Here is a 12,761-nt window from a genome sequence, read left to right as displayed (position 1 = left end):
TAATATCAATTGTTTCAATGTTCATAATATATTTCTATACTCCAAGCGAAAGTGAGTTAATAAAAAAGTTCACAGTTACAGGCTACTTAATATTTATCTTTTGTTCTTGCTTATATAATTTCTTGATTCTTTCCTCTTCTTTTTTGCGAGAATTAACACAATCAAGTATGCTTTTACTTAAATTTTTGATTATAGGTAATATTACGATATGGAAAAATCATGTAAATCTATTTGGCAATATGTAGATAAAATCTCATACAATGATTACCATTACCTTGTTCAATTTATTAATACTGATAACCAGCCAATCCGATTAATAAGTGTTCCATTTGATTCTACTTTATTTCATTCAGATAGGTATACAAAACTGAAGTTACGCCACAGCAAGACTATATAGAAAATTTTTTAAATAGTTCCGAAATCAGAGCTAATGTTCAAGGGTTACCGATGTTTACTAGATTATCTCCTGAATATGAATTTATTCTCAAAGAAGATATTTTCAATATCTTGAAATACTCAATGAAAGAATATGGAAAAATCAGTCATTCTGAACGGTCTATATAGAATTTAAGTATATTTTGTGTGTAATAAATTTGATATCAGTAGCACATTAAATAAATTTAATATTTATGATCGCAATGAAGAATTTGAATAGTGTGTTTTAAAAAATCGCCTTTAGATAGGGGGAATGTGAAGAATCATGTGTAAGTAATAATCGACAGAATTAGATATGTAAATGACGAATCATCTTAATTATCATGGTAATCTGAAATAGTGTGGGGGTATACAAAATTTGGGGTATAAAATACCATGGGGGAAAAAGCACCCCATAAATAGTAAAGAAAGGGGCTCTAAAATAACGTGGGGTTTCAAAAAAGAAGTAATAAGATTCAGAAATTAACAAATTACTTCTTTTTTTATATGTCAATCATTGTATGCATGATAGTTATTTTTTATAGGTACCTCGTTTCTTTCCTTCATTCTGATTGAAAGCTGAGCATCAGAGAGGCAAGACAATGCATCTTTGTTCATGCAGTGCATACAACGGTTACGGAAGTGTGCGAAATTCACATATCCATTACCTGTTTTCTTGATCAGTTTTACAATAGAGTTACGAGATTTCATGATGCCATTCGACAGCCGTCTTCCATCTACGAGAATAAAAGAATTGATGATTTCTTCTTTCCAGTTATTCAACATTTTATAGATTACTACTATTTCAGCATATGAGATTTTCGTATCAATGATATCATCTCATTGAAATCTTTTTCTGCATTACTGAAATCGCTGTATGTATTGAAGAGAAGGTATCTATCTGATAGGCTTCCTTTAATTCTGGGGATATAGCCAATATGCGGTCAAGCAGCTGCGGATAATTGATATATTGATTTAACCATTTATTGAACCTGCGCTTACCTTCTCGTACTTCTTTTTCAAGAAGAAGCCAGTTGAAATTCTTCAGCAGATAATATTCTACAGTGTTTGACTTATATCCTTTCATAATACGGACCCTGATTGCATTCAGGGAATCATTAATATTTTTAATAACATGGAAAGAGTCTACAGCAATTTTGGCTTTAGGAAAACGGAAATGAACAACATCTCTATATGGCTGATACATATCCATAATGAAGTATTGGACATTTGATCTTTCACCTACAGAAATACTTTCAAAGTAATTGAGAAGAGAATACTTTTTTCTCTCAGGAAGCATATCAATCAGCTGATGAGATTTGAAATCAAGAAGAAGACAGACATATTTACTATGATTATCCTTCAAAGCATAGACTTCATCGATACATAAGATTTTAGGAAAAGTTCTACGCTTTATGCGAACATAAAGATCGAAAATTTCCTGTGCCTTAGTTGGAAAAATATAATTATGCCGTGCAATGCTGGAGAAAGTAGAATTTGACTCTTTCAGCTCATTCAGCACATTAAGAACAGTAAGGCTGCTTATAGTATGCCTGGAAGGCAAGAAGGGATTTGATTCAAAAAAAGTTTTGCCACATATAGCGCACGCAAAGCGTCTGGCACGATAGCGTATCAGACAAGAACGGCTGTTCAGTGCAGAATGGGTAATAGATTTAGTTTTATAGTCTTTAACATGTGTAGAAGAAGAACCACAAGAAGGACAGCTAAACTTTTTAGATACGAGAGTAATGTCGATAATCAAAGAACCGTTTTCACTTCAAGAAGAGGAAGAGAATAAAACATTGTAGGTTTGTCAATGATGTATCACACAATGAGCGTATTGGTAAGAAACCCTGAATAGGTGATAAATAACCAAGAGGTCTAGTAGGTCTGTTATTTGATTTATTAAGGTATTTCTCAATTTGAGATGAAGCATCTTCTAATGAATAAAATGCTGCTTTATCATAAAATCTTTTTTGATCTTCTCTATGGCTTCTTTCTACCTTTCCATTATGTCTAGGTGTTGCCGGCCGTATTGGATGATAGACTATTTCGTTTTATAGCAAGGTTTCTTCGAATAACGTCTTCTTCTCGCTCACAAGACGATTGGTAAATTCAAATCCATTATCTGTTTGGATACATTGAATCTTAAATGGAAAGAACTTGATACATTCCATAAGGAATTTTGTAGAAGAATAAGTGGAATGTTCTTCAAAGAAAGCAAGATAACGAAGTCTGGAAGCTTCATCAATCACAGTGTACTGATAAAGTTTTGTACCTTTCAAATCTCCAACAAGACAGCAGGTAGGAACATACTTCACATCAATTTGTATCTTAGTACTGGGAACGGTAGGCGTATCATATGGCTTGTTTATACGTTTCTTATGCGCTTTTTTAACGGGGGACATAGAGGGCGCGCGCATAACACGGTAAAGGGAGGAAACGCTCCTGGAATAGTTGTAAAGTACTTTCAAACGTAACCAAAAGTCAATCAAGCCCATATCAGGATTTCTTCTTCTAATATCCTTGATCCATTTGATTTCAGTATCCGTGTGCTGATTAGGATGATGATGGGGTCTATGAGAATGGTCTGCAAGAGAATGGATATCGCCATTGAAACGATAAACCCAGAAATAAATAAATTGACGTGTAACTTTATAGCGGATAGCCGTTTTAGTAGCACTGATACGATTATAAAATTTAACAATGGATAGACGAAAACGCATATCTTGAGTTATACTATTCATGCAAGAGATCTCCTTTCTGATGGTGTGGTAACTTAAGTATAGCGAGTCTCTTGCTTTTTGTTAACCTATTCTGTAACACATCTATTGTAAACCAACACGAGAAGAGGAAGAGTAAAACATCTTCTTGAGGAATATTCAATAAATCTGTTATAATATCCATAGTGGAAAACCCCTTTCGTTAAGAATAATGTTTTACAACGATATTCTACAACAAAAGTTTTTTTTGTGAAATGAACAAAAGAACCCATCCCACAATAATTTAAAGGTAAGCTCTTTGTAAACCTAATTTAGAGGCAGGTTTTATCCCCACGATAATTTAAATATCCAAGATTTCTATCTTTTTTTATCCTTACCAAAGATATATTATAAATGATAAAAACATAAAATCCCATGAAATGTATAGAAAAAACTGAAGCACCACATGTTTTTGCGGTGGACTTCAGTTTCCCATGTTTTTTTAGATACTCATTTAAACTTATCGTGGTTTAAAGAAAATGCTCTTTAAACTTTAGAGTGGATAAGTGAAGTAAAAAGACAATCAAAAGGGATGAAAATCACCTTAGAGATTGTCTTTTTATAATAGCCGAAATCAAACGCCAATTTAGTTATGATTTTTTATATGGACTACGTTTTTTCACTATGCATTTATCAGTGCATAGAGAATCAGAGATACTGGAAAAAACTTTTCTATTCAATGCGGAAATACAACGTTTTCTAAATCGTTTGAAATTAGATATTCCTTTAGATATCTGAATATATGACTTGAATTTTCCATTTATGTAAAAGTAAAATGATATTGATCTATAGTGAAAATATATAAATTAAAAAATAGTACATATTGTCTTTATTCTAAAAATGTGATACAGTCTAAGTATACATATAGAGGGGATACTTATGAACTGGAAGGATAGTTTAGTTAAAGGCATTGAGCTAAATAATGTTAAAAAGATAAGAAAACAAGAATATTATTACAAATCTTTAAATAAGAATCTTGTTGAAGGTTATTTGAAAGAAAATTGGGAAATAGATAAAGAATTCAAATATAAGACTAGGATGAAAAAGATTAAGGCATTTGATGAAATTTTTGAGAATGATGTTTGGATGTTGTTTTATAATCTGGGCTTCAAAATGATGAATAAAGACCGATCATTTAGTATACCTTATAACAAAGAAGAAAATTTAACTCAGCAAATAGATGTTTTTGCAGCCGATGACGAGACTGTAATATTAATTGAATGCAAAGCAACAGAAATTATAAATAAAAAACAAGATTTTAAAACTGAAATTGAGGCTTTAAAAGGAAAAAGCGAAGGAATGATTACAGCAATTAGGAAACAATTTCCAGAGCATAAGATCAAAATTATATTTTCCACAAAAAATTATAATGTTAGTCAGCGCGATCGGGTTAGAATGGAAGAATTTGATATCTCTTATTTTGATGAAGATAAAATTTCATATTATAAAGCATTAACTGAACATTTAGGAAATGCTGCAAGATATCAGCTTTTGGGCAATTTATTTGCTAATAAAAGGATACAGGGATTACATAACGTAGTGCCCGCTATTTCTGGTAAAATGGGTGGATATAATTATTATTCATTTTCAATAGAGCCAGAAACTCTTCTTAAACTAGGATATGTATTACATCGAACTGATTCTAATAAAGATTCTATGCCTACGTATCAAAGACTTATCAAAAAACAGCGGCTTAAGAGTATACAGGAATTTATTGAGAATGGTGGCTATTTTCCTAATTCTATAATAGTAAGTATTGAGACTGGTAAAAAAGGTTTGAAATTTGAAAAAGTTAAAAGTAATGTAGATAATACATCCTTATCTAAATTAGGTTTTTTGCATTTACCACAAGCCTATAAAAGTATTTATATAATAGATGGACAGCATAGATTATATGGCTATTCAAACACAAAATATAAAGAGACTAACACCATTCCTGTGGTTGCTTTTGAGAATTTAGAGCAAGAAGAGCAAATAAAAATATTTATGGACATTAATGAAAATCAAAAAGCTGTTCCGAAAAATTTAAGAAATACACTAGATGAAGATCTTAAATACGAATCAAAAGATCCAAAAGAAATGCGAGAAGGTTTAGCATTAAAAATATCAAGAGAGTTAGGAGAAAATAGAAATTCACCACTTTATAATAGAGTTGTTGTAGGTGAAAATACTATTACGCCTGAACGGTGTATTACATTAGAAACATTAAGCAAAGCGATTAAAGAAAGTGATTTCTTATCGAAGTATAAAAACAACAATTTAATATCTTATGGAAAATTTGATCAATCGAATAATGACAAAACTTACGAAAGATTATATCCATTTATCGTTGATTGTCTTACCTATATGCAAAAGGAAATAGGAGAAGATGAATGGAATAAAACAAATGATGACAAGAGTGCTTTTGTAAAAAATAATGTTATATCTGGTTTTATAAGAGTTTTAAATTCATTAATTATATATCTAACTGATAAAAATAAAATAAATCCATTGTCAGACAATCCTAAAAAAATATATTATGAAATAAAAAACTATTTAAAAATAATAGTAGAGTACTGGCTAAACGCGTCTGAACAAGACAAAATAGAGTTAAGCAGTTCATATGGCGCTGGTGGTCCAATTAAAATGTGTAGAACTTTTGAAAGAGAAATTAATAAACACTATGGTTCATTCAATCCGGATGGTCTTGAAAAATATTGGGGTGATAGAAATAAAGAAAATACCAAAGAGGCTCTACTACTTATAGATTCTATTTTACATGATTTGAAAAGAGATGTTAAAAATAGATTAGATGTCTCATTTGGCGAAGATAATATTGAGGCTTATGCTCCTAAAGAGGTAGTATTAAATTTGACCAATAAGGTTACAAATTATAATTATAATAAACCTAAAAGTCAATATAGAGGGGTTTGGGATTTTATCAACTTTAAGGATTTACAGGCTATTTTAATATATGGCACAAATTGGACTGAAGTTTTTGATAAAAAATTTATATTCCCAATAGATAAAAAGGGAAACAAAAAGGAAACTACTCAATGGCTAATTGATTTACACATTATCTCTAATAAAATTGAACATTCATCAACAATCACTCTTGAGAAATTCGAATTTGTAAAAAGTGTTTATATTTGGCTAAAAAATCTTTTAAAAGAAACTAATAAAGTTTATTCTTAAAGTTTATGAAGGATGGGATATATTGTGTTAGATAAAGTATATGGCAGTCCTCTAAGATGGGCTGGATCTAAAAAAAAATTATTAAACGAGATGCTTGTAATGTTTGATCAAGATAAAAAAATTTATGTAGAACCCTTTCTTGGTTCTGGAATCGTGCTAATTAACACTTTAATTTATAATTTATATGACGAATATTATGTTAATGATGTTAATGAAAACATTGTGAATTTTTTTCTTGATTTAAAAAGTAATTTTGATAAATTATGCAATAAAATTGAACACATGGTTTTTGATTATAATAAATTATTAAGCAATGAATCTAAAGCATTATTCTTTTATGATAAGAGAAAGCAATTTAATGAAAATAGAATATCGCCTATAACAAGAAGTGCTATATTTTGGTTTCTAATGAAGACAGGATATAATGGAGTTTATAGAATAAATTCACATAAAAAATTTAATGTACCATTTGGAAAAAAATATAAATTATATTTTGATAAAGAATTTTTCCTTAAATTATCAATGGAGATCCAAAAAGTTAATTTTTATTGTGAGGATTATCAAAAATTTTTATTAGATATAAAACAAGCTAAAGATATTGATCAATGCTTTATCTATTGTGATCCACCATATATACCTGAAACTAAATCTACAAAAAATCAGATATTATATACTGCCGAAAGATTTGAACATAAAAATTTTCTTTGCTTTCTAGAAAAAAATTTTCTCAAGGAATGCTCCGTTATGGTATCAATGTCAAAGTCTAAAAACTCTACTGAATTATATAAAAATTATTTTAAATATTGTTTGAAGGTCAATGATATAATAAGAAAAGTTAACCCTAATAAAAATTTAAATTCTGTTGAAGAAGGATATTTAAATTATGTATATAAGGATATGCAGCAAGATTCTTAAGTTGAATTTTTCAAATACTATTTAATCTATCAAAAAATAATTATTCTTTATACTTTCATTAGTTAAATAAATAACTTAATATGTATATCTAATTTGATGTAAAAACAGTATAATCTCTTAAAATATCATAACTATTTTGTTATTTATAAGTCGCTTCCAAGTCCGCAAGGCAACCAAATCGCTTATCCTAGATTTTCTGCTTTTCATAAAGAACTAAAAATGTGGAAAATCAACCTACTGTGAAAGTAAATTGAGATATTCTAGAAGATATGTCACCTGATGAAATAGATTTGGATGATATCATTTTCTCTGAGGAGGAATATCACAAGGTATACAATGATCCCTTCAATTGGTCGAATATGAAACAAGTCAATGCGCTGCGTGAGAATATATGTTTATTTATCGGATGTTCATTGTCTGATCCTAATATGCGAAGATTATTGGATATCGTCCATAGTAAATCAGCTACCAGACATTTTGCCATCATGAAAAAAGAAAATATTCAGTTACCACCTTCAATTGAAAAAGGTCAAAGATCGTATCAGTTATATGAGAATTTTCATTTACATAATCGGAATGATTATTTCAATAGTTTGGGAATTAACGTTATTTGGGTGGATGATTTTGATGAAATACCAGAAGTTTTGCGTAACATAAAAAATCATTATGAAAGATAACATGCGATATCAGAAAAGAGAATACACAGAATCCTGTAAAAATTATATTTGGTTTTGTTAGCATTAAACTTTTCATTATCCTCCTGTATCATCTTTCTTTACTTATTGCATCATATCCTTCCATCTTCATTCGCATATGTCGAAACTATAGCAATTCTGTCAATAAAAAGATAGCAAAATGGCAAATTCGGCAGATAACTGGAAAGATTGGCATAAGGGAAAATGAAAGAATTTTCAACATGTAAAAAAAGACAAAAACCTTAATGAAATCGCTTGCAAAAAACATAAAATCGTATACAATATAACTATACTAGAAGTGAAGGAAGGAGCGTGAGTCACATGGTTAGAGAACAAGGTGTAGACAAAGCGCTCAAGGACGTACCTGTAGCAAGCAGGTATGTTTCAACATGGCATAAAATGGATGTAAAGTAATCGTGCTTTATGTCCGTTTTTTTATTCACTTACGATTCCATAGAATAAAAGGAGGAACTTAAAATGGATCAGAAATTCAACAAAGCATTTTGGGATGCATGTGCAAACGGTGACTTCGCAACCGTATGTGCAGAAATTAAAAAAGGTGCAGACATCAACTATCAAAACGGTGATGGCAGAACTGCACTGATGCGTGCATCAAAACGTGATTATAAGGACATTGTCCGTGTGCTGCTAGACAATGGCGCTGATGTAAACCTAGAAGATAATAAAGGAAAAACCGCCATTATGGGCGCATCGAAAAAAGGAAATAAAACCATTTGTAAGAAACTGATCGAAGCAGGAGCTGATGTAAACAAAGCCGATGATCGTGGCAGAACTGCTCTCATGCGCGCAGCTTTTCTAGGTCATGATCGCTGTGTGGAAGTATTATTAGATGCTGGCGCTAATATCAATGCCCAGGATGAAGTAGGAAGAACAGCATTGATGGAAGCATGCGTTGCCTTCAAAAAAGAAGTAATTCGCTTATTAGTTACCAGAGGTGCTGATGTTAATTTATGTGACAATAATGGTTGTACAGCACTGATGCGTGCTGCATATGGTGGCTATGTCAGCCTGGTAGAAGACTTATTAGCAAACGGTGCGGATAAAGATTTAATCGACAAAGAAGGCCATAAAGCTGTTCACTATGTTCGTGAAGACTGCTTAGCTCAGCTTAAGCCGATCCTGAAGTAGGAGGATGACGGTATGAAAGACTATTTATCAAGCGAAGTTCGCAACGTTGTCGTTCTTGGACATACCGGCGTTGGTAAAACTGCTGTATTAGAAAGCATGCTGTACTTTACCAAAGCAAGTGATCGTTTTGGTGTTACCAGCGAAGGAAGTTCCTTAATCGATTATGACCCTGAAGAAATTAAACGAGGATTAAGTGTTTATGCATCCTTAGTACCAATTGAATGGAAAGACTGTAAGATCAACTTTATTGACACACCAGGCTATATTGACTTCATTCGTGGTGCTGAGGCAGGTATTGCGGTAGGCGACAGTGCCTTGATCGTCGTGGATGCCAAAGATGCCGTACAGCCAGGTACACAGCGTGCTTGGGAAGCAGCGCAGAAGCATGGTATTCCAACCATCTTCTTCGTAAATAAACTAGATGAAGAAAACGCATCCTTTGATACTGCCTATGCAGCTTTGCGTGATGCTTTCGGTAAGGCAGTCATCCCATTTGAAGTACCAATCATGGAAAATGGTAAGACGATTGGTTCCATCAACATCTTAAGAGATAAAGCTTGGTATTTTGAAGGACCATTAGCTGATCCTGAAAAAGCGCAGCCGGTACCAGATGATATGAAGGATATCGTTGCCGAATATAAGAATCAGATCGCTGAAGCAATCGCCATGAGCGATGATGAATTGATGGAAAAATATTTCAGTGGTGAAGAATTCAGTGAAGCAGAATTGACGCGTGGTGTACGCTTAGGTGTACGCAATGGCGAAATCCGTCCGGTATATAGCGGCAGTGCTACCCATACCGTAGGTATTGAACGTTTGATGGATCTGATTGTAAAATACTTCCCAACCTATGGTGAACATGGCAGTATCGTTGTAACGGATTCTGAAACACAAGAACCGGTTGAACTGGAAACAAATGAAAAAGAATCCTTATGCGCACAGGTTTTCAAAACGATTGTCGATCCATTTGTTGGCCGTATTTCCTATATTAAGGTATTAAGCGGTGTGATGAGCAGTGATTCTGCTGTATACAATGCGACCAAAGAAAAACCAGAGAAGATCAGTACCATCTTCATTGTCAAAGGAAAGCATCAAACGGCTGTTGGTAAGCTGTTTACTGGTGATATCGGTGCAGTTGTAAAACTGCAATATACACAGACCAATGATACACTGTGTGAAAAAGGTAAACATTATCTGGCTGATCCAATTGTTTTCTCAGAACCAATGTTAGCTATGGCTGTCTTCCCTAAATCAAAGAACGATGAGGATAAGATGAGCAATGCGTTAGCACGTATGGTAGAAGAAGATCCAACCTTGCGTTTGGAAAACAATAAAGAAACGAAACAGACAATCCTGTATGGTATTGGTGATCAGCATATTGATGTTGTTTTAAATAAGCTGCAGGCGAAATATAAAGTAGAAGTACGCTTAGAAACACCAAAGGTACCTTATCGCGAAACGATTCGTAAAAAAGCAACCGGAGAAGGACGTCATAAGAAACAGTCCGGTGGTCATGGACAGTTTGGCCATGTCTTTGTCGATTATGAACCAAATCCGGATTCTGAAGAAATGGTGTTTGAAGAAAAGGTATTTGGTGGAGCAGTGCCTCGCCAATACTTCCCGGCAGTTGAAACTGGCTTACGTGAATGCATGGAGCATGGTATTTTGGCTGGCTTCAAGGTTGTCAATGTCAAAGCGACACTGTTTGATGGTAAGTATCATGATGTCGATTCCAGTGAAATGGCATTTAAACTGGCAGCCCGCTTATCGTATAAAGCTGGTATGGCACAGGCAAATCCAATCCTGTTAGAGCCTATCGTAGATATTACCGTACGTGTACCGGATGAATTTACCGGAACGATCATCGGTGATTTCAACAAACGTCGCGGAGCTATCATGGGTATGGATATGGTTGATGGTTATCAAGAAATCTCTGCACAAGTTCCACTGGCAGAAGTACAGAAATATCCAATCGAGTTGCGTGCTATGACGCAGGGCAGAGGCTCATATGTACAGAAATTCAATCGCTATGATCCGGTTCCCGCAAACTTAGCGGAAGGTATCATCGCTCAGCATAAGAAAGAGGAAGAAGACGAAAAATAAAAAGATTTTAAATTTCAAGTATCTGTATAATGAAGAGTGTATTTGATGCTAAGTCAAAGCACTCTTTTTGTATGTGAATCTACTTTGATAGTGATAGATACTCTTGTTTCTGAATGGTTAGATATGGATGAAGGAGGCTGCCTTTTTTAAGCTGGATAATATTTCTTTCCTTCAAACAGACATAACGAAAAGTGTAGAAATAACGACAGATGTTTTCAGTCCCTTTTACAAGAAATGACCATAGATTTATTTTATATCATCATGCAGATAAAAATTCATAGACGTATCACCTTGACAAATGTTCGATGTAAAACTATAATAATGTCAAGATAGTTCGATATATAAAGAACAATAAAGGGGAGATTCTATGAAAGTGATACTACGTGCTACGAAAGAAACGATGCAGCATATTGCGAAATATCGGCGTTCTTTATTCGTCATGATCATCTTTATTTGGATAACCGGTGTATTAGCTCCGTTTCTACAAGTTGTCTTACCGTCACTGTTTTTATATTTGATAGAAACACAGCAATCTTTTGCGACACTTATGGTTTATGCAGGTGGAATTTCGCTGTTAGTGGCAGTTTTAGATAGTGCGCATAACTATTTGATGCAAACCTATGATCCTAAGATGTATGTGATTAAATGTAAGCTGACATTGCGGTTATATGAAAAAGCGATGCATGTACCTTATGCGCAGGTGGAAGATATGGAGTATCGGCAGCTTTTAAATCGGGCACAGACAAATGGCATTGACAACAGTGGCGTTGGATTTGAGCATTTTGTCAGAAATGGAATGGAGTTATTGATTGCAGTTACCGGCTTTTTTCTATATGCAATTGTATTTGGTTCCATGCAATTATGGCTTTGTGCTTTGGTTGTCACATTATCTTTATTAAGTATTTGGTTTATGAGCAAGGCGCAGGCGTATGAGCATGTACGAAAGCAAGATTATGCAAAGGCAGATCAACAGCTCCAGTATTATCATCATGAAGTAAAATTGCCTGGAAATGGAAAGGATATTCGTATCTTTCATTTACAAGATTGGCTGCTTGCTAAGATTCGTTATTTTCAAAAGTGTCGTGTAGAAGTGTTACAGGAAGTAGAACGTAAATATTTATGGGCGAAATGGGGCAGTACCTTTTTATCAGCTTCCCGTAATCTGATTGTATTTGCTTTCTTCCTCCATGAATTAGTGAATGGGATGTCGGTGTCCGTATTCGTATTTTATACAAGTGCCGCTGCTGCTTTTTCCGGTTGGATCAGCAAGATCGTGAATTTCTATAATGAAACAAGACGCGGTGCTTTGGGAATCGTTGATTATGATACGTATATGGATTTACCGATTGAAGAAGAAGGCGCAACATTGACCGTGCCTGATGAGGATCTGGAAATTGTGTTTGATCATGTGTCTTTCCGTTATCCGCAAGCCGAAAAGGATACGTTAACAGATATCAATTTTACTATTCATAAAAAAAGAGTAAAAATCGAATTATCCGCATAAACACAGGGATTTTAAGCAATATGAAACAAAAAATAAAAGAATTTT

Annotated in this window: 10 protein-coding genes; 6 read left to right on the top strand and 4 right to left on the bottom strand. The window is 33.4% G+C overall.

The window, feature by feature from the left end; all coding sequences use genetic code 11:
* Positions 1-924: 924 nt before the first annotated feature.
* From ACESSZ_RS15520 to ACESSZ_RS15505, 4 genes are read right to left on the bottom strand one after another with little or no spacing between them, the layout of a single operon-like run.
* Positions 925-1,218: a transposase gene (locus ACESSZ_RS15520; RefSeq protein WP_499842889.1), complete on the bottom strand. Its 294-nt coding sequence runs from the start codon at positions 1,216-1,218 to the stop codon at positions 925-927.
* 31 nt (positions 1,219-1,249) lie between these two features.
* Positions 1,250-2,176: an ISL3 family transposase gene (locus ACESSZ_RS15515; protein WP_202800581.1), complete on the bottom strand. Its 927-nt coding sequence runs from the start codon at positions 2,174-2,176 to the stop codon at positions 1,250-1,252.
* A 10-nt stretch (positions 2,177-2,186) separates the two neighbouring features.
* Complete coding sequence (locus ACESSZ_RS15510) at positions 2,187-2,450, bottom strand: integrase core domain-containing protein (protein ID WP_226897028.1); 264 nt, start codon at positions 2,448-2,450, stop codon at positions 2,187-2,189.
* A 21-nt stretch (positions 2,451-2,471) separates the two neighbouring features.
* Positions 2,472-3,161, bottom strand: coding sequence for a DDE-type integrase/transposase/recombinase (locus ACESSZ_RS15505; RefSeq protein WP_008689394.1), 690 nt, complete (start codon positions 3,159-3,161; stop codon positions 2,472-2,474).
* 894 nt (positions 3,162-4,055) lie between these two features.
* Between ACESSZ_RS15505 and ACESSZ_RS15500 the strand changes: the two genes are divergently transcribed.
* The 6 genes from ACESSZ_RS15500 (at position 4,056) to ACESSZ_RS15475 (ending at position 12,716) form a co-directional block, all read left to right on the top strand.
* A complete protein-coding gene (locus tag ACESSZ_RS15500) occupies positions 4,056-6,350 on the top strand; it encodes a DGQHR domain-containing protein (RefSeq protein WP_008689393.1) in 2,295 nt (764 codons plus the stop codon).
* Positions 6,351-6,374: 24 nt separating this feature from the next.
* Positions 6,375-7,265 carry a DNA adenine methylase gene (locus ACESSZ_RS15495; RefSeq protein ID WP_213540209.1) on the top strand — a complete coding sequence of 297 codons (891 nt, stop codon included), beginning with the start codon at positions 6,375-6,377 and terminating at the stop codon, positions 7,263-7,265.
* A gap of 269 nt (positions 7,266-7,534) precedes the next feature.
* Complete coding sequence (locus ACESSZ_RS15490; RefSeq protein WP_008689391.1) at positions 7,535-7,942, top strand: SIR2 family protein; 408 nt, start codon at positions 7,535-7,537, stop codon at positions 7,940-7,942.
* Between the two features lie 495 nt (positions 7,943-8,437).
* Positions 8,438-9,109, top strand: a complete 672-nt coding sequence (locus tag ACESSZ_RS15485; protein WP_008689388.1) for an ankyrin repeat domain-containing protein — start codon at positions 8,438-8,440, stop codon at positions 9,107-9,109.
* 12 nt (positions 9,110-9,121) lie between these two features.
* Positions 9,122-11,212 carry an elongation factor G gene (fusA, locus tag ACESSZ_RS15480; protein WP_008689387.1) on the top strand — a complete coding sequence of 697 codons (2,091 nt, stop codon included), beginning with the start codon at positions 9,122-9,124 and terminating at the stop codon, positions 11,210-11,212.
* A gap of 367 nt (positions 11,213-11,579) precedes the next feature.
* Positions 11,580-12,716, top strand: a complete 1,137-nt coding sequence (locus ACESSZ_RS15475) for an ABC transporter ATP-binding protein (protein ID WP_499842888.1) — start codon at positions 11,580-11,582, stop codon at positions 12,714-12,716.
* Positions 12,717-12,761: the final 45 nt, after the last annotated feature.

The organism is Eubacterium sp. 3_1_31 (assembly GCF_964249515.1).
GTDB lineage: Bacteria > Bacillota_I > Bacilli_A > Erysipelotrichales > Erysipelotrichaceae > Longicatena > Longicatena caecimuris.
Note: the sequence above shows the minus strand (reverse complement) of the source record. Positions and strands in the feature narration are given on the sequence as shown.